We start from the raw sequence: 20,384 nt of genomic DNA, 5'->3' as shown, positions 1-20,384 counted from the left end.
CGGCTACCGTGGCGGCCCCCATCGAGCCGCGCCCGCCACCCGGCATCCTCACATCGCCGAGTTCCACCCGGCGACCGCCTCCTGCGGGCGATCGATCTCGTCGAGAATTCGGCGTAGCGAGTGGGCGAGCACCGACTGGTCCAGCTCCTGGAGGTCGGCGAGGCTCACCTCGCTGAGATCCACGAGGGTGCCCTGAGGTGCGCCATCGGTCGTATCCATCATGATCCGTCCACCCGCGAAAAGGACTCGCGCCCGAGTGAGCAATGAATTGTGCGGAAGCCGCCGGGCCGAGACCCGTCACAACGCCGACCCCGCCGACGAACCGGGTCATCCTAGCGGCCGCACGCTGTTTGCGCGGTGGGTCGGGCGGGTCATCCGGTTCAACGCCACAGTGCGGCCCGCAGACATTGTTCTCGGCCATCCGTCCATGGAGAATCCGGCGTCCGGACGGGAAGGACCATCGATCCGGTAGCTGGCTACGGCGACACGTGTGATCAGCCGCGACCGCAGCGCCGGCAGGTTCCACGCCGGCGCAGGTGGTACGCGTAGGTGGCCGCGCCGAGCGCCACGCCCCAGAGTGGCCAGAGCAGCATCGGCGCCCCGGTGAGGCTGAGCCCGCCGGTGAGTTCCCAGAACTTCGGGTTGCTGAGTAGCCCCAGCGAGGCCGCGGTCACGGAGATGGCGACCACCGTGGCGGGCAGCACGGCCAGCTTCACCGGCACCCGCCGTCCGGCGAGACCGATCATCCAGCGTGGGAACCGCTCGCCCCAGCGCTGCACCAGCCCAAGGGTGAGGATCGCACCGACGGTGGCGAACGCGGCCAGCCCGAACCCGGCCCAGACCAGGCCGGTGTCCTGCATCTCGGTGAGGAACTCGCGGGAGATGCCGAGCGGGATGCCGGCCGCCCAGGCGAACCGGGTCAACGCGTACGTCAGCGGGATGGTCGCGGCGATGCCGGCGGCCCACCGACCCCAGCGGGTGGCGGCGGCCGGGGTGGTCCACCGCCGGCCGGTGTCGGCGCGACCGCAGCCGACGCAGGCCCCGGTGGAACGGCGCTGCCAGGCGAGCACCGCACCGGCCAGCAGCAGCCCGCCGGCCAGCGCCGCGAACCGGGCGAACAGCGCCCAGTTGAACACGTCGGCGTAGTCGACCGGCGGCCAGCCGAACGGCGCCCCGACGATCAGTATCGGCAGGTAGCCGAGGACGATCAGTACTCGGACGTCCGGCACGACCAGGACGAGCGCGAACGCCACCGCCCAGCCGTAGCCGGTGAGCAGCGCCCGCAGCGGGCCGGGCGGGCGCGCCGCCGGGCAGCTCATCGCCAGGGCGGCCACCGCGGCGGTGAGCAGCACGCCGGCGAAGAGCGGGGTGGCCACCTCGGCCGGCACCAGGCGCAGCAGGCTGACGTCGCCGCCGTTGCTGTCGTTCGGGCCGAGCGGGTAGCCGGCGTCGGTGAGCATGCTGACGAGGGCCAGCACGCCCCACAGGCCGAGCCAACCGGCGGCCAGTGGGGCGAGCCGGTCCGGCCAGCGGGAGCCGGCCCGGGACGGGAGGACATCGGTTTTCGTCATGCTCCCAGCGTCGACGGACAGCCGCCGGATTCCCTCCCGGCAAGCGGTGAACCCGCTCCCCCGGGCGAGGGAACCGTCAGCCGGACGGGGTGACGAAGCCGGACTCGTAGGCGGCGATCACCGCCTGGGTGCGGTCGCGGGCGCCCAGCTTGGCCAGCACGTTGCCGACGTGCGTCTTGACCGTCTCCACGCCGACCACCAGGTGCGCGGCGATCTCCGGGTTGGACCGGCCGGTGGTCATCAACCGGAGCACCTCGGCCTCCCGTTCGGTGAGCCGCGCGGCGCGCAGCCGGTCGCCGCCCGCCGGCCCGTACGCGCCGACCAACTGGCGGATCGCGGCCGGGAAGAGCAGCGACTCCCCCGCCGCGACCACCCGGACGGCCTCCACCACCTCGGATGGCCGGGCTCGTTTGAGCAGGAAGCCGGAGGCGCCGGCACGCAGCGCCTCGTAGACGTACTCGTCGTTGGCGAACGTGGTGACGACCAGCACCCGGGGCGGGTCGGCGGAGGTGGCCAGCAGGTGTCGGGTGGCCTGGATGCCGTCGATGCCGGGCATCCGCACGTCCATCAGCACCACGTCGGGCCGGTGCCGGGCCACCAGCGGCGGCACCTCGGCGCCGTCGGCGGCTTCGGCGAGGACACGCAGGTCGGGTTGAGCGTCGATGATGGCCCGCAGCCCGATCCGGATCAGTTCGTCGTCGTCGACGATGAGCACGCCGGTGGTCATCGGGTCTCCTCGTAGGGCAGTCGGGCCCGGATCAGCCACCGGTCGCCGTCCGGTCCCACGGTGATCCGGCCGCCGAGCAGCAGCACCCGCTCCCGCATGCCGTCCAGGCCGCGACCGCCGTGGCCCAGCGGGGTCCGCACGGGTCGGCTCATCGCGTTGACCAGCTCCAACTCCAGTGCCTCCGGGTGCAGGTCCAGCCGCAGCGTCACCGGCCCGTCGCCGTAGCGGGCGGCGTTGGTCAGTCCTTCCTGGACGATGCGGTAACCCTCCCGGGAGACCGCCGCGGGGACCCGCGCCGCGTCGCCGACGCGATGCGCGTGCACCGCCAGCCCGGCAGCGCGGGCGTCGGCGACCAACCGGTCCAGGTCAGCGAGGGTACGCTGCGGCGCCACCACCGGGCGTTCGTTGCCGCTCTCCCGGAGCAGCCCGAGCACGTGGTCCAGCTCGTCCATGGCGGTCCGTCCGGTCTCCTCGATGGCGGTGAGCGCCCGTCGGACGAACTCCGGGTCGGTGTGCAGGACCTCGCGGGCGGCTCCGGCCTGGAGGGTGGCGACGGTCAACGCGTGGCCGATGGAGTCGTGCAGCTCCCGGGCCAGCCGGTTGCGTTCGGCGAGCTGAAGGGCCTCTCTCTCCAGGGCGGCGATCCGCTCCGCCGGGGCCGGCCCGAGCAGCACCGGCGCCATCGAACCGGCGAGCGCGCCGAGCCCGGCGACCGCATAGCCGAGGCCGACCAGCAGGAGCACCCCGCTCACTGTCAGCCAGCCGCTGTCGCGCCCGTCCAGCGGCCCGAACCGTTCGCGGCTGATCAGTTCGGTGCCGACGCCGAACTGCTGGGCGATGAAGGCGAGCGCCATCGGCAGGGCGCTGAACAGCGCGATCATCACCAGTGCGCCGACGACGAGGTGGGTGGCGATCCAGAGTGCGCTGCGCAGCCGGGTCTCCCGGTCGCCGGGGTGCCCGGGCACCGGTTCGGGGAGGTCCACGCCGAGCAGAGCCCGTACGGCGGCGATCTCCAGTGCCCGACTGCCGTCCAGCAGCAACGGCGTCCCGGCGATCAGCGCCGCGATCACCAGCAGGGCGTAGACCAGTGGTCGGGGGATCGCCGAGTCGGCGAACAGCTGCGCGAAGGTCACCGCGAGGACCCCGTACGGCAGTGCCAGCACTCCGCCGAGCAGCAGGAAGACGCCGCGTCGCCAGGTCGTGCCGGCGACCAGCGGGGTCAGCGCCGCTCGGACTGTCACCTCGTCATTCTGCTGCCGGGTGGGCCTGGGCGACTCCCCCGTGCCGGGGAGATCTCAGCGGTGGTCGGCGACGTACTGCTGCGGGTCCTTGTCGCGGAACGGCAGGTTGCGACCATTCTTGTGCTCGCCGTAGAAGGTGAGCCAGCGTTGCCCCAGCTCGGCGCGGAGTTCGAAGCTGGCGTGCCGGCGGAAGTCGGGCAGCGCCTCGTCCTCCTCCTCGGCGAGGTGCTCGCTGTTCTCCCGGCGGGCCGTGCCGACCGCCGCCCACCATTCGTCCGAGCCGACGGGGTGCAGCTTCGCCTCGGCGATGGCGTCCCGGATCTTGTTGTGGTCGCCGATCGCGTCGGCGGTCTCGTCCTCGCCGTCGTCGCCGTGCTTGACCAGGTGCGGGTAGAGGATCGCCTCCTCCGCTTCGGCGTGGATGTCCAGGTGCAGGGCGAGGGCGTCCCAGACGGCGAGCATCTCCTGCTCGTCGCGGGCGTCGTCGAGGCGGGCGAAGCCACGCCGGAAGGCGGCGTGGTCGTCCAGGATCAGTGCGGTGATGTCGTCCACTGTGCTCACTTTCGCGTTGGGCTGGCGATCCGGGCGCGCACCATCGCCGGCATCGCGGCGAGGCCGGTGACGGGGCGGAAGCGTTTCGCGGCCTCGACCAGTGCGGCGTACTCGTCGTCGGCGAGGTCGATGTCCGCGGCGGCGGCGTTGCGTTCCATCTGTTCCACCCCGGACGCCCCGGGAATGGCGAGCACGTTCGGGTGGCGCAGGAGGTAGGCCAGCGCGATCTGACTGGGGGTGGCGTCGTGCGCGTCGGCCACCTGGCGCACTGTGTCGATCAGGACCGCACCGCGTTCCAAATTCTCCGGCAGGAAGTACGGGTTGGCCCGCCGGACCGCGCCGCTCGGCGGGTTCTTCGCGTCGTATCGGCCGGAGAGGAAGCCCTGCGCCAGCGGGCTGTACGCGATGACCACGCGGCCGGCCTCCCGCGCGTACGGCAGCAGGTCCTGCTCGGGCGCGCGGTCCAGCATGCTGTAGCGGACCTGGTTGCTGAGCACCCGGCGGCCCAGTGCCGCCTCGGCGACCTGCCAGCGGCGCAGCCCGTAGTTGCTCACGCCGACCTCGCCGACCAGCCCGACGTCCTGCAGGACGCGCATGCCACGCATGGTGGTGTGGTCGGCGACGAGCGGGTTGGGCGAGTGCACCTGGTAGAGGTCGATGCTGGTGACGCCGAGCCGGGCCGCCGACGCGACAGCCCGTTGCTGCACCACGGCGGCCACCGGCAGCACGGGCAGGATCTTGGACGCGATCACCACCTTCGGCCGGTCGTCGCCGAGGGCCGCGCCGAGGATGCGCTCGCTGCGCCCGAAGCCGTAGATCTCCGCGCTGTCGAAGACCGTCACGCCCAGCTCCACGGCCCGCCGGACGATCTGCGCCGCCTGCTGCTCGAACTCCCGGCCGTAGCCCCATTCGCGGGATCCGAACTGCCAGGTGCCCAGCCCGATCTTGGACAGCGGTTTGGGAGTGTCGAGCGCAATGAAACGCATGGCGTCGAAACTACCCCGATGTCCTGGTTCGCACGCGCTATCCCCGCCAGCACCTGCCGGAGCTAGGCTCATGATCGTGACCTACCTCGCCGCGGATGACCGCTACGACTCCATGACCTACCGGCGCAGCGGGCGTAGTGGCCTGCGTCTGCCCGCCGTGTCCCTCGGCCTCTGGCACAACTTCGGCCCGGACCGCCCGTTCGAACGGCAGCGCGACATCGTCCGACGCGCCTTCGACCTGGGTGTGACCCACTTCGACCTGGCCAACAACTACGGCCCACCGCCCGGCTCGGCCGAGGAGAACTTCGGCCGGATGCTCGCCACCGACCTGAAGGCGTACCGGGACGAGCTGGTCATCTCCAGCAAGGCCGGCTACCTCATGTGGCCCGGCCCGTACGGCGAGTGGGGTTCGCGCAAGAACCTGATCTCGTCGTTGGACCAGTCGCTGGGCCGCATGGGGTTGGACTACGTCGACATCTTCTACTCGCACCGGTTCGACCCGGACACTCCGCTGGAGGAGACGATGGGCGCGCTCGACGCCGTCGTCCGCTCCGGCAAGGCGCTCTACGTCGGCATCTCGAACTACAACTCCGAGCAGACCACACGGGCCGCCGCGATCCTGCGTGACCTGGGTACGCCGCTGCTGATCAACCAGCCGTCGTACTCGATGCTCAACCGTTGGACCGAGTCCGACGGCCTGCTCGACACGCTGGAGCAGGTCGGCGCGGGGTGCATCGCGTACAGCCCGCTGGCCCAGGGTCTGCTGACCGACCGCTACCTGGGTGGCATCCCGGCCGACTCGCGGGTGCGCACCAGCGTCTTCCTCAACGAGAGCGACCTGAGCGACGAGAAGATGGCCACCATCCGGGGCCTCGGAGCGGTCGCCGAGCGGCGCGGCCAGTCGCTCGCGCAGCTCGCGTTGGCCTGGGCGCTGCGTGACCCGCGGATGACCAGCCTGATCATCGGGGCGAGCAGCGTCGAGCAGTTGGAGACGAACATCGCCGCTCTCGACAACCTCGACTTCACCGCCGACGAGTTGGCCGAGATCGAGCAGCACCTGGGCTGAGCACCGCCAGGTTCCGGGCGGCTCGGATCACCAGATCCGACGCCGCCCGGCCCGGTGGTTACGGACCTCGCACCGGCTCCCCGCGGGCACGGCGGCACCGCGACGTCGCCGGCTCGCACCGAACAGCAGCAACAGGACCAGCACGACTGCTGCGCCGGCCAGCACCGGCCATCGGCTGCCGAGATCGGTCACCGACGCCACCGGCACGCCCGGGTCGGCCGCCGCCGCCACCGCCGAGCCGCTGGCCGCCGGCTCACTCACGGCGGTACGCGGCGCGCTCTTCGTGGCGGCCTTGGACGGGGTGGCCTTCGACGGGGTGGCGGTGGCCTTGACGCCCCGGAACACCACGTCGGAGCAGGAGTAGTAGGTGTCCGGGGTGCTGGAGTTCTGCCAGATCGTGTAGATCAGGTGCCGGCCCGTACGACCCGCCGGCAGTCGACCCGCCAGCTGGTACGCCCCGGCCCGCACCGGCGGGTCGGTCAGCGTCAGAAACGGGCGTGCCTCCAGGTCCGACCAGGTCAGCGGGGCCTTGGGGTCGTAGTCGGGTGTGGTGACGTAGAGCCGGAAGGTGCCCCGGTGCTCGATGGTGGTCCGGTACCGGAAGGTGAACCTGGCGCCGCTGGTCACCTCGGTGCTGGGCCAGTCGGTGCGGGGCAGGTCCAGCCCTCGGTACGCGGACAGCCCACCGCTGCACAACTCACCGTCCGGGATCCGTTCCCGGTCCCGCCCGTTGATGGCGGCGACGCGCACGTTGTCCCATTCGCGCACCGCCGCGCCCGCCTTCACGGCCGCCCGGCAGGCGCTGGTGGTCGCGTACCGGCCCTCGGGTCCGCAGGCCGCCGCCCGGCTGACCGGGTCGATGGGGGCGCCGTGGGCGGCGGCGGGCGCGGGTGCCAGGGGCACAGTCGCGGCGACGACGAGCACCACTGCGAAGAGCCGGCGTACGGGCATGGGGGCGACCTCCGCCCACTGGTACGGCCGGCGCGGGGCAAAGGTTCGACGGCTCCGGTCACCGTTTCCCGTCGACGGACCTCGCGGCGCGATCGGCGAGGTAGGCCAGGTAGAGCAGGTAGGGCACGACGAGCAGGGCGAGCACCAGCACTGCCACGATCACCGGCGGATCACCGAAGGCGGCCCCGAGCAGAAGCGGCAGCGGCGACACGGCCGCCAGCAGGATGCCGGTGCGGCGCAGGGGGCGGGCGACCCGTTGGTGCGCCGCGTGCCAGTGCTCCGCCGAGCGCATCGTCGCGGGTGTCCGTACACCGGGGCTGCGGTTTCTGTTCACCGTCGGTCGCAGCGCGGCCCGGGCGGTGAACGCCACGAGCCAACCCAGGAACGCGTAGACCACAGTCACAAAGGCCCCGGGCCACACTCTGGCACCTCCCCACGCATCGTCAACCATCAGCGTAGGGGGCGGGAATCCCCGGGGTGGGCGTGGCGTTTCGATACTCGGAACCGCTTGCACCGAGGAGGCAGAGATGAAGGTACGTAGCTCGTTGCGTGCGCTGAAGCAGAAGCCGGGTTCGGTGGTGGTCCGCCGTCGCGGCCGGACGGTCGTGGTGAACCGCGCCAACCCGCAGTGGAAGAGCCGCCAGGGCTGACCCCGGCCCGCATCGGACATACAGTCGACAACCGCCCTGACCGGGTCTTCCGGTCAGGGCGGTTCGCATGTCGCCCGGACGTCACGGCTCGGCACGGAGCTGCGCGAGTCGCCTCTTGTCCGGTTTGCCGCTCGGCGCGAGCGGAACCCGGTCGATGACGGTGACGGTTCGGGGCACCGCGAGGTCGTTCACCTGTGCGGCCACGAGCGTGCGCAACACATCCGGATCGGGCGTCCTCCCGGCCACCGGCACCACGAAGGCGTGCACGGCCTCGCCGGTCATCTCGTCCGGGCACCCGACGACGTACGCCTCGCCGACCGCGGCGTCGGCGGCGAGCGCCCGCTCCACCGGTCCGGCATGGACCAGCTGAGCGTTGACGATGATCACGTCCCGGGCACGTCCGAGCAGCCGCAGGTATCCGTTCGCGTCGAGCTCGCCCAGGTCACGGGTACGCACCCACCCGTCCACGAACACCTCGGCCGACTCGTCCGGGTCCTGCCAGTACGAGGACGCCTGCGTGGGTGTGCGGACGTAGATCTCGCCGTCGCGGATGGAGACGTCCACTGCCGGACGGCCGACAGTGGCGAGCGTGGCGGGGTTGGTCAGCATCTCGGCGGGGGTCACCATGGCGATCATCGACGTCTCGGTCTGCCCGTATCCGTGGAAGATCACCGGGCCCAGCACGTCGAGGGCCTCCGCGAGTCGGCCCGGCGCGAGTGGCGACCCGGAGACCATCAGAGCCCCCAGGTGACGCAGGTCCACCCTGTTGGCGCGCTGGTCCCGGATCAGCTGGTGCAGCTTGCCGACGGTGATCACGCTCGCCGTGGCCTGATGTTCGACCAGGGCATCCGGGAAGACCGGCCGGGGCGCCACGACGAGGGTGCCGCCCGCCGCGAGGGCGAGGACGCCGTACTCCAGCATCACCTGACTGGCCAGCGAGCCGAAGACCAGGTAGCGCCGCATCCGGGTGGCCAGTTCGACGATGGCCGGGGGCCACCGCTCCGGGTACGGAACCCAGGCCCCAGACATGGCCGCATAGGTCTGGACCACGCCCTTCGGCGTTCCCGTGCTGCCACTGGTCCAGGTGATCCGCGCGGGATCGTCGGCCCGTCCCGCCGCGACGAGTGGCAGCCCGTCGTCGGGATGCTCGGCGAGCGAGGCCAGCTGGGCCGAGTCGACGATGAGGGAGCCGGACAGTTGCGCCGGGCTCAGGTCGGCACGCCACCCGGACACCCGCGCCCCGACGGCGAAAACGGCCATGGTGGCGGCGAAGGCGGCGGCGGTGACCGGCAGATCGAGCGTGACACCGACTCCGGGCCCCGCGCCGGACGAGCGCAGCCCGGCCGCGATGCGCCGGATGAGACCCGCCATCTCCGAGGCGGTCGTGACGACCGGCCCGTCCTCGAAGACCGGCCGGTCCCCGCCCGTTGCCAGGAGGTCGAGGATGGGCTGCGGCCAGACGTCAGCGGGCATCGGCTCAGCGGGCATCGGCGAGGACGCCCTTGACGAAGACCTCGAGGGGCTGCCGGTGCACTGTCGGCAGGTTCCAGGTGTTCTCCAGGTTCTCCGCGAGGTGGTGCTCGGCGACGACCTGCCCGCCGCGCAGCACCCGCACCACGGGGTGGAGATAGCTGGCGTCGTGCGCGGCGTTCGCGTCGTTCTCGGCCGGGCGCGGCACCGTGATGTCGAACGGGTCGACCTGGTCGTGGTCGGGGCCGTACTCAAGGGTGACCAGGAACGCGAACACGTCCGGCAGCGCCTCCCGCAGGTAGGCGACCGGCACCTCCTCGCGGTAGCAGGCGGCGTCGCCCTCGACGGTGATGACGTCGCCGAGCACCGCGAACTGCTGCCACAGCGCCGAGGTCACGTTGATCCGGGCGAGTATCGAGTCGGCGATCGCCTCCGGCGTCAGGGCGATCTGCCGGGATGGCCAGGGCTGCCCGTGGTGCCGCTCGCGCAGGATGTGGTGCAGGGCGCGGGTGGCGTAGCGGAAGCCGTGGATGAAGCCGTTTGTGGATTTCTTGAAGTCACGCTGCTGGCTGAGGGTGCCGGCGAAGTAGAGACCGCTGACGTTCACCGACTCGAAGGCCGGCGTCTGCGCCGGGAACCGATCGTTGATGACCAGCTCCGGCCGCGCGGACTCGGCGAAGATGGACGCGTCGAAGCGGAATCCGGTGCAGAGGATGATCCGGTCGTACTCGAGCTCGCGCAGATTCTCGACCGTCCGGGCGTACCGGAAGAGCACCCGGAACCCGCCGCCCTCCCGCCGGCTGATCTGCTCCACAGTGCCGTCCAGGACGGCGTTCTGCGACTTCAGCTGATAGGTGTCCAGGAAGTTGTTGTTCACGGCGCGCAGGTGCCCGACGTAATGGGACTGCCAGGCCAGCTTGATGGAGTGCGGCCCGGCGACGTGAATCGTCGCGGCGGTCTCGACGAGCGCGTCCGCGGTCTCGAAGGCCGAATTGCCCTTACCGATGATCAGCACGCGTTGGTTGACGAAGTCGGCGGGGTCGACGCTCACCGTGTCGTAACGCTCGGCCAGGTCCGCGCCCTCGATCGGCGGCACGTAGAGCTGGGAGACGCCGGTGGCGACGACGAGTCTCCGTGCCGTCCACTCGTCGTCGCCGGCCCGCACCGTGAACACGTCACCGGTCTTCGACACGGAGGTCACCGGGGTGTCGTAACTGACGCGCAGGCCCCGCGCGAAGTCGGCGAGATAACGCACCAGATCGTCCGCGGCCGGAAAGTAGCGCGTGCTGTAGTTCTTGAAGAGCAACGCCGGATCGTCGGTCAACAGCGAGTTCCAGTCCGACCGTAAATTGAACTCCGGGTCCTCCGATCCGGTCCATACCTTGTTGATCGAAATCAGCTGGCGATGCCGGGGATAGGTCTCGAAGAATGTGCCCGGCCGCGGGCCGCTCTCCAGCACCAGGTAGTCGTGACCGTCGCGTTCGAGCAGGGCCGCGAGCTGCAGACCTGCCGGCCCGGCTCCGATGATCAGGCAATCGTGCGTCATACGGCGCAATTTACTGAGGCGATTTCAGAACGCTCTGAGAAGCTGTCTCTAGCATCCGCTTCCATGACGATTGAGGTGGATCTGGCAGCACCGCTGCGCCCCGCCGACCTGCGCGCCGCAGCGGTACCGGTCACTGTCGTGATCGGCGACAAGGTGCGCGACCGGGTGGCGACCGGCCGCACATTCCTCGGGAAGGCACTCGGCGACGACCGGGCGATCTACGGTGCCACCACCGGGTTCGGCGCGCTCGTCGGGTACACGGGCCGAGCCGACCAGCGCGACCAGGCCGACAACACCCTCGCCCACCTCGGGGCGGGGCAGGGCCCGGATCTCGCACCGGATGTCGTGCGCGCGACGCTGCTGGTCCGCGCCTGGTCCCTGGCCCGGGGCGCGTCCGGGGTCTCGCCGCACGTGATCGACGCGCTCGCGGCCATGCTCGGCACGACGTTCACACCGGCCATGCCCCGGCTCGGCTCGGTGGGGGCCAGCGGCGACCTGATCCCGCTCGGTGCCGCCGCTCAGGCGCTGCGCGGTCGCGGGCACGCCTACGTGGACGGTGTGCGGATGCCCGCCGGCGAGGCCCTGGCGAAGGCCGGCCTGGAGCCGCTGCCGCTCGACGGCAGGGACGCGCTGGCGCTGGTGAACGGCACCTCGCTCACCACTGCGGCGCTGGCCCTCGCCCTGGGCCGGGTCCGCACCTCGCACCGCGTGGTGCAGACGCTGAGCTGCCTGCTCGCCGACCTGCTCGGCTGCGATCCGCAGTTCCTCGATCCGGCCCTCCTCGCGGCGTACGCCCACCCGGGCACCATCGCGGTGGGCGCCGCGATGCGAACGACAGCCGCCGGGCTGGAGAGGTCCGGCACCAGACCGTTGCAGGAGCCGTACAGCATCCGCTGCGCGCCACAGTTGCTCGGCGCGGCCGAGGACGCCCTGCGCTACGTCGACGGTGTCGTGACGGCGGACCTCGGCGGGGTGAGCGACAACCCGCTGTTCTTCCCGGCCGACGACAAGGTCGTGCACGGCGGCAACTTCTTCGGCCAACCCGCTGCGTTCGCCGCCGACGTCCTGTCCATGGTGATCGCCCAGGTCGGCAACCTCGCCGAGCGCCAACTCGACCTGCTCGTGGACCCGGGGCGCAACGGCGGACTGCCACCGATGCTCGCGGCGGGTCCGGGTCAGCAACACGGGTTGCAGGGCGTGCAGCTCGCGTCGACGGCGCTCATCGCCGAGATCAGGCGGGACTCCGTGCCCGCGAGCCTGCAGAGCCTCCCCACCAACCTGCACAACCAGGACGTCATCCCGCTCGGCACGCAAGCCGCTTTCCGCGCCCTGGACCAGGCGGAACTGCTGCGCCTGATCACCGGTTCGCTCGGGCTCGGGCTGCGCCAGGCGGTGCACGTGGGGGCGCGCCGGCCCACGGCGGCGGGCTGTGACCGGATCCTTCGAGCCTTGGAGGAGATACCCGCGATCGACCCGGACCGGCCGCTCGACGGAGACGTACGAAGGGCGGTCGCGATTCTGGAAGAGCTTGAAATCTCTCTGATTTCCGGCTCGTACGGTGAGCGCCGTGACGCTTGATTACCTGATCATCGGGGCCGGTCCGGCCGGTCTTCAGCTCGCCGCCCTGCTCGAGGCCGACGGCACGCGCGACTATCTGGTGCTGGAGGGCGCCGACGGGCCGGGGGCGTTCTTCGCCACCTATCCGCGGCACCGCCAACTCATCTCGATCAACAAACCGCACACGGGCACCGACGACCCCGAGCTGAATCTGCGGCTCGACTGGAACTCACTGCTCACCGACGATCCAGCGCTGCTGTTCACGCAGTACACCGAGCGGTACTTCCCCGACGCCGACGTGATGGTGCGATACCTCGCCGACTTCGCGGCGAAGACGGGCGTCACTGTCAGTTACGGCACCCGGGTGACCCGCGTGTCCAAGCACGACGACGTGTTCACGGTCGAGGCCGGCGACCAGCGCTGGGAGGCCCGCGCGGTGATCGTCGCCACCGGCGTCTCGAAGACCTACTCGCCGGACATCGCGGGATTCGAGCTGGCCGAGGGGTACGACGTGATGAGCGTCGATCCGCGTGACTATCTCGACCAGAAGGTGCTGATCATCGGCAAGGGCAACTCCGCCTTCGAGACCGCCGAGAACCTCATGGAGACCACGACCCTGATCCACGTGGCAGGGCCCAGCTCGGTGCGGATGGCGTGGCGCACCCATTACGTCGGGCACCTGCGCGCGGTCAACAACAACTTCCTCGACACCTACCAGCTCAAGTCGGCAAACGCGATCCTCGACGGCACGATCAAGAGCATCGAGCGCGACGGTACGGGCTACAAGGTCGCGTTCAGCTTCTCCAGGGCCAACGAGGTCGTGAAGGAACTGCACTACGACCGGGTGTTGGCGTGCACGGGATTCCGTTTCGACGACTCGATCTTCGACGCCTCGGCGCGGCCACAGCTCACCATCAAGGACCGCTTCCCGGCACAGACCGAGGAATGGGAGTCGGTGAACGTGCCCGGGCTGTTCTTCGCCGGGACGATCTCACAGGTACGCGACTTCAAGAAGTCCACCAGCGGTTTCGTGCACGGCTTCCGCTACGCGGTGCGCGCGTTGCACAGGATCCTCTCCCGTCGGTACGACGCCACGGACTGGCCGTCCAGCAGGCTCGCCGCCGATCCGGCGGCCATGACCGCGGCGGTCATCGAGCGGGTCAACCGCACCTCCGCGCTGTGGCAGCAGTTCGGGTTCCTCGCCGACGTGCTCACCGTTGCCGGAGGAGAGGCCCGCTACCACGAGGAGGTGCCGGTGGACTACTTCGTGTCGACCGGCCTACGCACCGCCGAACACGACCACGACCGGGCATTCGTGATCACCCTGGAGTACGGCCCCGACCACGACCAGGTAGACCCGTTCGACATCACCGTGTCCCGTGTGGCCCAGGACGTCGTGGGGCAGGCGCACGACGCGGCGTACCTGCACCCGGTCGTCCGTTACCACAGCGCGGGCCGGCTGATCAGCACCCACCACCTCGCCGAGAACCTGGAGAACCGGTGGGACCGGCCCGAGGTCCACGTGCGGCCGCTACAGGAGTTCCTGGGGCGCTGCCTCTCCGGCGTCGAGGGCTGAGATGGACCCGGTCCACCAGGACTTCTTCGAGGGCGGCGCCGGGCGGGAACGCACCATGGCCGCCAACGAGCGGGCCTTCGAGCGGCGGTGGATCGTGCCACGGGTGCTGCGGGCGACCGGTGATCGGGACCTGCGGACCACTGTGGCCGGCACGTCGCTCGCCGCCCCGGTCCTGGTCGCACCGACGGCCTTTCATCGACTCGCGCACCCCGACGGCGAGACGGCCACCGCCCGGGGGGCCGCGGCGGCCGGCACCGCGATGGTGGTGAGCATGGCCGCCACCCAGCCGGTCGAGCAGATCGCGGCGGCGGGCGGGACGCTGTGGTTCCAGCTGTACCCGCAACCCGACCTCGACTTCACCGAGTACGTGGTCAAGCGCGCCGAGTCGGCGGGTTGCCGGGCGCTCGTGGTGACCGTCGACTCCCCGGTGTTCGGACGGCGCGAGCGTGACCTGCGCAACGGCTTCACGGACCTGCCGCCCGGTTACGCCTGCGAGAACATGCGCGACGCGACGGGCCGGGTGCGCCCGATCGCGATGGACGCGACGGCGGGATGGGACCGGATCGCGTGGCTGCGCGGCGTCACGGGGCTGCCGATCCTGCTCAAGGGCATCCTGCATCCCGCGGATGCCCGCCTCGCGGTGGAGCACGGTGCCGCCGGTGTGGTCGTGTCCAATCACGGCGGACGTCAGCTCGACGGGGCGATTCCCACGCTCGACGCGCTACCCGCGGTCGTGGCGGCAGTGGACGGGCAGATCCCGGTACTGCTCGACGGGGGTGTGCGCCGCGGCACCGACGTGGTGATCGCGCTTGCTCTCGGGGCGCGGGCGGTGCTGGTGGGGCGTCCGGTGGTGCGCGGGCTCGCGGCGGGCGGGGCGGTGGGCGTACGGGAAGCGCTCGAACGACTGACCACGGAGCTGGACCAGGCCCTCGCCCTGGCCGGAGCGCGGCGACCGGCCGATCTGACGCCCGACCAGGTGGTGACCCGGTGAAGGCGGTGGTCGACCTCCGCGAGTGGATCTTCGAGAGGGTGAACGGGACCGAGGGCATTCCGGTTCCCGGGCCGATGGTGGGGCCGGAGGACTTCGAGCGGGTCTACGGCGATCCGGCCGCCGACGGGCGCAGCCGCGGGGCCGGGCTGTCGGACCTGTTCTGGTACTGGCTCGCCCCCGGTCCGCAGATGCATCAGGAGCACCTGGAGCCCGGCGAGTCGTACCGGACGGTAGCGCGGACGACACGTCAGGTGCTGGCCGTCCCACACGCGCGCTCCGACGAACTCGCGACGGCCGCGACCCGCCGGATCCTCGACACACTCCCGACCCGCCGGACCAGTCACGTGCGGCTACGGGACCTGATGATGCCGATCTGGGCCGAGGTCTCGTACGAGCTGGTGTTCGGCGGATCCTGCCCGCGCGACGTGCGGGAGCTCATCGTGGCGAACGCGGACGACGTGGTCACCGCGCTGAAGGGGATGAGTCTGCGGCACATGTCCCGACGGGACCGCCTGACGCGCTACCTGCTGGACCGGATCGACGCGGGGACCTGCCCGATCGTGCTGCCACCGCCCTTCACCGCCCTGGAGACCGCCTGGTACCTCCAGGGCGCGTTCTTCAACACGGCCGTGGTGCAGATGTCGGAGGCCATGACGCACATCCTGCTGTGCGCACGGTCCGTCGAGGACACGTCGGACGGCTCTCTCGACCGGGTCATCGACGAGACGCTCCGGGTGTACCCGTTGTTCGGTATCGCGCACCGGATCACCTCCGGGCCCATTTCCGTGGGCGATCACGTCCTCCCCACCGGATCGGTGCTGCTCTTCAACTACCTGGCCTACCAGCGCACCGGCCCCGCGGCCGACGACGAGTTCAACCCGGACCGCTGGCTGTCGCTGCGTCGGCAGGACGCGCATTTCATCCCGTACGGCGTCACCGCCAACCGGGCCTGTCCGGCGCGCGGCGCAGCCCCCGTCCAACTACGGGCGGCGACACGGGAGGTGCTGCGGCGGTTCTCGGTCAGCTCGTCGGTGGCACACACCCGCTCGCTGCCGAGTCGCGGTCCCGCGTACCTCACGCCGCGTGGACTCGCCGGTCCCGGCCGCAACCGGCTCGCCCTCATGCGGCAGCGCGACCGGGTCTTCGACGTGGGGCGGTCGGTCAAGCAGCTCGTCTGCGGCACCTGGATGGTCGTCGACGCCCGGCGACAGAAGTTGTGCACCCGATTCTTCGAGGAGGCAGGCGCGTGACCCCCACCGAACTCGCCCCGCGGTTCTTCATCGCGGTCGCGGTCATTCTGCTCTTCTGCAAGCTGGTCTCCTGGCTTCTCGGCAGGGTGGGTCAGCCGCCCGTGGTGAGCGAGATGCTCGCCGGGGTGCTGCTCGGCCCGTCACTGCTGGGCCTGCTGTGGCCGGGCGCGCAGGCCGCGCTGTTCCCCGCGCCACTGCTGCCGATCCTGTACGTGGTCGGCCAGGTCGGTCTGGTGCTGTTCATGTTCCAGGCCGGGTACGCCTTCACCTCGCACCGGGTGACCGGGCTGGCGGGCACGGCGGGAGCGGTGTCGTTGGCGGGTGTCACGGTTCCGCTGGTGCTGGGAGTCCTACTGGTCGCGGGCATGGCGGGCTTCGTCCCGATCCGCGCGGACGGCGTCTCGCTGGGGGTGTCCGCGGCGTTCGTCGGTGTGGCGCTCGCCATCACGGCCTTTCCCATGCTCGCCCGGATCATCACCGAGCGCGGTCTCGCCGGCACCCGCTTCGGGTTGCTCGCCCTGGCCAGCGGCGCGATCGACGACATGGTCGCGTGGATCATGCTGGCCGTGGTGCTGGCGTTCGCCTCGGGCGCGGTCGGCCCGGCCTTCGTCACCGCGGGTGGGGCGGTGCTGTTCGCGGTGGTGCTGTGGCTGGGCGGGCGGCGGGTGACCGGTTACGTCATGGGGCTCCCGGGCGACCGGGCGCGGCTGCTGGGCACCGTGGCGCTGCTCTTCCTCGTCGCCTGGTACACCGACGAGATCGGCCTCTACGCGGTCTTCGGCGCCTTCGCGGTCGGCGTGGTGATGCCGCACTCGGCCCAGACCGACAAGGTGGTGGACACGTTGACGCCGATCGCCGCGACGGTGTTCCTGCCGCTGTTCTTCACCTACTCCGGGCTGCGTACCGAGTTCGCGTTGCTGGGCAACCCGGCCGTGCTCGGCTTCGCCGCCGCGTGCGTGGCGGTGGCGATCATCGGGAAGTTCGGCGCCTGCTGGGGTACGGCCCGGCTGATGGGCGAGCCGAACAGTGTCGCGTTGCGTGTCGGCGCCCTCATGAACGCCCGGGGCCTGATGCAGTTGATCGCGTTGAACGTGGGGCTGGAGGCGGGCATCGTCAACCCGTCGCTCTTCACCGTGCTGGTGCTCGTCGCGCTCGTCACGACCCTCATGACGACGCCGCTGCTCAGTTGGATCGAGCGGCGCGAGGCACGCGCTCCCGCTCCTACACCGTCGCTCGTTCCCGCCGGAACCCCGTAGATTTATTGTTTGAGGAGACAAGTTTCACAACACATAGAGTGTTATCTATGTCACCATCCTTGTATGACTCGACTCCTGCTCGTCGAGGACGACTCGGAGCTACGCGGGATGGTGGCTGAGGCCCTGACCGACGAGGGATACGTCGTCGACCAGGCCCCCGACGGCCAGCGCGGCCTCCACCTGGGGCTCACCCGGCCGTACGACGTGATGGTGATCGACCGGCTGCTCCCCGCCCTCGACGGGCTGGACCTGGTCGTCCGGCTGCGCTCCCGGGCGGTGGTCGCCCGGGCGCTGCTGCTGACCGCGCTCGGTACCGTCCAGGACCGGATCGCCGGCCTCGACGCGGGCGCCGACGACTACCTGACGAAGCCCTTCGACCTGGACGAGCTGAGCGCCCGTATCCGGGCACTCTGCCGCCGGACCTCCGAGTCGACCGAGGTGCTGCGGCTCGGGTCCGGCCAGCTCGACCTCTCCGTACGCGACGTCGTCCTGCCCGACGGCACCCGGGTCGCCCTGTCCGCACGCGAGTTCGAGCTGCTGCGGGTGCTCGCGGCCCGACCGCACACCGTCCACTCCCGAACTGAGCTGCGCAGCCGGGTCTTCGACGAGGCGGCTGCGGCGTCCCTGGTCGACACGTACGTCTACTACCTGCGGCGCAAGCTCGGTCGCTCGGTGATCCGGACCGTGCACGGCCTCGGCTACCGGCTGGGGACGCTGTGAGCTTCGAGGACACCATGCTGCGCCGGGCCCGGGTGCGGGTCAGCATGCTCGTCGGGCTCACCGTCACGGCGCTGCTCGCCCTGGGTGCCGCCATCTCCTACGTCGCGCTGCTGCACAGTCAGCACGAACAGATCGAACGGGAGCTCACCTACGGCGCGGTCCACGGCACCATCGACGGCCCGCCGGGCTGCAACTGGATCATCCTGTACGACGGCGGCACCATCGACTCGGGCCGCAACCCGCCACCCCCCGGTTTCCCAATGCGATCCGCCATCGACGCGGTGGCCCTCGACCGGCAGGCTCGCAGCGACCGGGTCGACCGCAACGGCACCACCTACTACGTCCGCACCCAGCCGCGCGGCACCGGCGTGGTGCAAGCGGTGTTCGACGCCCGCTTCCAGCTCTCCGACCGGCGTCACCTGCTCGCCGCCTTCCTCCTCGCCGCGATGGTCGGCCTCGCGGCGGCGGTACTCACGGGCATCGTCGTGGGCCGCCGAGCGGTGGCACCGCTCGCCGAGGCGCTCAGCCGGCAACGCCGCTTCGTCGCCGACGCCAGCCACGAGCTACGCACTCCCATCGCCCACGTCCACACCCGCGCCCAGATCCTGGCCCGCCGCGCGGGCACCGACCGCGCCGACTACGACCGCCTGATCGAGACCACCCGACGCCTCGGCGAGATCGTCGACGAACTGCTGCTCTCCGCCCGCCTCGCCGCCACCCCGGCCGAACAGCAACCCTCCGAACCCGTCAACCTGGCCCGCCTCGCTGCCGAGGCCGTCGACTGCGAGGCCGACCGCGCCGCCGAGCAGGGCGTCCAGGTGCACCTGACCGTCCCGGACACTCCGGTCCTGGTCCCCGGTGTCGCCTCGGCCCTGCGCCGCGTGGTCGGCGAACTGCTCGCCAACGCCCTCACCCACACCCCGTCCGGCGGCCGCATCGACGTCACATTGCGCACCTCCCGCCGCGACGCGGACCTGGTGGTCACGGACAGCGGAGCCGGCTTCGACCCCGCCGACGCGACACGCCTCTTCGACCGCTTCCACCGCGGCGCCGGGGCCAAGGACCGGCGCTTCGGTCTGGGCCTGGCCCTCCTGCGCGAGGTGGTGACCAGCCACGGCGGGACGATCTCCACCGACAGTCGACCGGGCGCCGGGGCGACCTTCACCGTCCGCCTACCGACGATTCCGTCCCGGGTATCCGCAGCGGCTGGCCCCCGCGCGGCGACGTCCCGACCCTGACGAGGGCTGTGGGCGCGGTCGGCGGTGACCGTCAGTCACCTCCGGGAGGGCGGATGCGGCAATGAGCGATATGACTCCTGGTCATATTTATGACTGGCAGTCATATCGCTCACCAGCACATCGACCAGGCAGCCCTGGTCGAAAAAAATCAGCGGCCCAGGCGGATGATCTCCGACTAAGCCGCTGACCTGCGGTGCAACAAGGTGGAGCCGAGGGGACTCGAACCCCTGACCCCCACACTGCCAGTGTGGTGCGCTACCAGCTGCGCCACGGCCCCTTGCTGTCGTCCCGGTCGCCCGGGCACTGGGAAACTATACACAGACCGGCCGGCATGGTCATCTCGCGGGGGTCCCCCGCCGTGCCGGGTCAGTTGAGCGCCACGTCCGGGGGGAAGTGGGCGACGGCGGCCATCATCCCGCCCTGCCGGCGCAGCACCATCGGCCACAGGTCGTCGGGTCGGTCGACGAAGGCGTCGCCCGGAAGCGCGTCCAGCACGAACCAGGAACCGTCGGCGATCTCCTGCTCCAACTGGCCCCCGCCCCAGCCCGAGTAGCCGGCGAAGACCCGGATGCCGCCGATGCCCTCCCGCAGCCGCTCCGGGTCGACCGAGAGGTCGATCGTGCCGACCGCTCCGGAGACCTGGTGGAAACCCTTGAGTCGACGCATCGGGTGTCGCATGCGGGCGAGACAGATGGCCGAGTCGGGCTGCACCGGGCCACCCTCGAACAGCACCGCCGGATGGCGGGCCAGGTCACTCCAGTCGCCGAGCACGTCGGCCACCGGCACCTCAGTGGCGCGGTTCAGCACCACGCCGAGCGCACCGCCCGGCTCGTGGGCGACCAGCAGCACCACCGTACGGTCGAAGTTCGGGTCCTTGAGCGCCGGAGTCGCGACCAGCAGTCGCCCGGTCATCGACTCCATCGCTCGTCCGCCGATCGCCTGGCCCTCTCCCTGCATCCCACACACCCATCAACCGTGAGCCCGCGCCGGGGATCGGTCATCTGCCGGATCCGACCGGTGCGCCGGGATCGGCCGC

Annotated in this window: 20 protein-coding genes and 1 tRNA gene; 9 read left to right on the top strand and 12 right to left on the bottom strand. The window is 71.0% G+C overall.

The genetic code is table 11. The features are described 5' to 3' along the window. Positions 1-48: 48 nt before the first annotated feature. From fxsA to O7631_RS10225, 6 genes are all read right to left on the bottom strand, one after another. On the bottom strand, positions 49-219 hold the full coding sequence (fxsA, locus tag O7631_RS10250) for an FxSxx-COOH cyclophane-containing RiPP peptide (RefSeq protein ID WP_269680995.1): 171 nt from the start codon (positions 217-219) through the stop codon (positions 49-51). A 275-nt stretch (positions 220-494) separates the two neighbouring features. Beyond that, on the bottom strand, positions 495-1,571 hold the full coding sequence (locus tag O7631_RS10245; protein ID WP_278144022.1) for a hypothetical protein: 1,077 nt from the start codon (positions 1,569-1,571) through the stop codon (positions 495-497). A gap of 76 nt (positions 1,572-1,647) precedes the next feature. Beyond that, entirely contained in the window at positions 1,648-2,298 is a 651-nt protein-coding gene (locus O7631_RS10240; protein WP_278144021.1) for a response regulator transcription factor, read from the bottom strand. Beyond that, complete coding sequence (locus tag O7631_RS10235) at positions 2,295-3,539, bottom strand: histidine kinase (RefSeq protein WP_278144020.1); 1,245 nt, start codon at positions 3,537-3,539, stop codon at positions 2,295-2,297. Before O7631_RS10235 ends, O7631_RS10240 begins: the two co-directional genes overlap by 4 nt. Before the next feature lie 54 nt (positions 3,540-3,593). After that, positions 3,594-4,091 carry a hemerythrin domain-containing protein gene (locus O7631_RS10230; protein ID WP_167524992.1) on the bottom strand — a complete coding sequence of 166 codons (498 nt, stop codon included), beginning with the start codon at positions 4,089-4,091 and terminating at the stop codon, positions 3,594-3,596. Between the two features lie 5 nt (positions 4,092-4,096). Then, entirely contained in the window at positions 4,097-5,077 is a 981-nt protein-coding gene (locus tag O7631_RS10225) for an aldo/keto reductase (RefSeq protein WP_278144019.1), read from the bottom strand. Positions 5,078-5,147: 70 nt separating this feature from the next. Here O7631_RS10225 and mgrA point away from each other — a divergent pair, with 70 nt between their 5' ends. Continuing rightward, positions 5,148-6,143, top strand: coding sequence for an L-glyceraldehyde 3-phosphate reductase (mgrA, locus tag O7631_RS10220; RefSeq protein WP_278144018.1), 996 nt, complete (start codon positions 5,148-5,150; stop codon positions 6,141-6,143). A gap of 27 nt (positions 6,144-6,170) precedes the next feature. Here mgrA and O7631_RS10215 read toward each other — a convergent pair whose 3' ends face one another. Both O7631_RS10215 and O7631_RS10210 read right to left on the bottom strand, forming a co-directional pair. After that, complete coding sequence (locus tag O7631_RS10215) at positions 6,171-7,094, bottom strand: lytic polysaccharide monooxygenase (RefSeq protein ID WP_278144017.1); 924 nt, start codon at positions 7,092-7,094, stop codon at positions 6,171-6,173. 58 nt (positions 7,095-7,152) lie between these two features. Further along, positions 7,153-7,497 carry an SdpI family protein gene (locus O7631_RS10210; RefSeq protein ID WP_278144016.1) on the bottom strand — a complete coding sequence of 115 codons (345 nt, stop codon included), beginning with the start codon at positions 7,495-7,497 and terminating at the stop codon, positions 7,153-7,155. Positions 7,498-7,621: 124 nt separating this feature from the next. Here O7631_RS10210 and O7631_RS10205 point away from each other — a divergent pair, with 124 nt between their 5' ends. Further along, on the top strand, positions 7,622-7,744 hold the full coding sequence (locus O7631_RS10205) for a 50S ribosomal protein L36 (RefSeq protein ID WP_030331473.1): 123 nt from the start codon (positions 7,622-7,624) through the stop codon (positions 7,742-7,744). Positions 7,745-7,825: 81 nt separating this feature from the next. Here O7631_RS10205 and O7631_RS10200 read toward each other — a convergent pair whose 3' ends face one another. Further along, the gene (locus O7631_RS10200; protein WP_278144015.1) at positions 7,826-9,217 is read right to left on the bottom strand and encodes a fatty acid--CoA ligase family protein; all 1,392 of its coding nucleotides are present in this window, start codon (positions 9,215-9,217) and stop codon (positions 7,826-7,828) included. 4 nt (positions 9,218-9,221) lie between these two features. Beyond that, positions 9,222-10,760 (bottom strand): NAD(P)-binding domain-containing protein, encoded by a 1,539-nt coding sequence (locus tag O7631_RS10195; protein ID WP_278144014.1) that lies wholly within the window; start codon positions 10,758-10,760, stop codon positions 9,222-9,224. Positions 10,761-10,823: 63 nt separating this feature from the next. Here O7631_RS10195 and O7631_RS10190 point away from each other — a divergent pair, with 63 nt between their 5' ends. The 7 genes from O7631_RS10190 to O7631_RS10160 all read left to right on the top strand — a co-directional run bounded on the left by O7631_RS10190 (position 10,824) and on the right by O7631_RS10160 (position 19,348). Continuing rightward, entirely contained in the window at positions 10,824-12,338 is a 1,515-nt protein-coding gene (locus O7631_RS10190) for an aromatic amino acid ammonia-lyase (RefSeq protein WP_278144013.1), read from the top strand. After that, entirely contained in the window at positions 12,328-13,893 is a 1,566-nt protein-coding gene (locus O7631_RS10185; RefSeq protein WP_278144012.1) for an NAD(P)-binding domain-containing protein, read from the top strand. The genes O7631_RS10190 and O7631_RS10185 overlap by 11 nt, the downstream gene beginning before the upstream one ends. A gap of 1 nt (position 13,894) precedes the next feature. After that, positions 13,895-14,884 (top strand): alpha-hydroxy acid oxidase, encoded by a 990-nt coding sequence (locus tag O7631_RS10180; protein ID WP_278144011.1) that lies wholly within the window; start codon positions 13,895-13,897, stop codon positions 14,882-14,884. Beyond that, positions 14,881-16,134: a cytochrome P450 gene (locus tag O7631_RS10175; protein ID WP_278144010.1), complete on the top strand. Its 1,254-nt coding sequence runs from the start codon at positions 14,881-14,883 to the stop codon at positions 16,132-16,134. The genes O7631_RS10180 and O7631_RS10175 overlap by 4 nt, the downstream gene beginning before the upstream one ends. Beyond that, positions 16,131-17,390 carry a cation:proton antiporter gene (locus tag O7631_RS10170; RefSeq protein ID WP_278144009.1) on the top strand — a complete coding sequence of 420 codons (1,260 nt, stop codon included), beginning with the start codon at positions 16,131-16,133 and terminating at the stop codon, positions 17,388-17,390. The genes O7631_RS10175 and O7631_RS10170 overlap by 4 nt, the downstream gene beginning before the upstream one ends. Positions 17,391-17,453: 63 nt before the next feature. Next, complete coding sequence (locus O7631_RS10165) at positions 17,454-18,110, top strand: response regulator transcription factor (RefSeq protein WP_278144008.1); 657 nt, start codon at positions 17,454-17,456, stop codon at positions 18,108-18,110. Further along, a complete protein-coding gene (locus tag O7631_RS10160; protein WP_278144007.1) occupies positions 18,107-19,348 on the top strand; it encodes a HAMP domain-containing sensor histidine kinase in 1,242 nt (413 codons plus the stop codon). The genes O7631_RS10165 and O7631_RS10160 overlap by 4 nt, the downstream gene beginning before the upstream one ends. Positions 19,349-19,552: 204 nt before the next feature. On the opposite strand, the gene O7631_RS10155 is transcribed toward O7631_RS10160, so the two are convergent. After that, positions 19,553-19,625 (bottom strand) — tRNA-Ala (locus O7631_RS10155). 89 nt (positions 19,626-19,714) lie between these two features. Continuing rightward, entirely contained in the window at positions 19,715-20,305 is a 591-nt protein-coding gene (locus tag O7631_RS10150; RefSeq protein ID WP_088986211.1) for a YqgE/AlgH family protein, read from the bottom strand. Between the last annotated feature and the right edge of the window lie 79 nt (positions 20,306-20,384).

The organism is Micromonospora sp. WMMD967 (genome assembly GCF_029626165.1).
Taxonomy (GTDB): domain Bacteria; phylum Actinomycetota; class Actinomycetes; order Mycobacteriales; family Micromonosporaceae; genus Micromonospora; species Micromonospora taraxaci.
The sequence above is the reverse complement of the archived record's forward strand: the minus strand, read 5'-3'. Positions and strand labels throughout refer to the sequence as shown.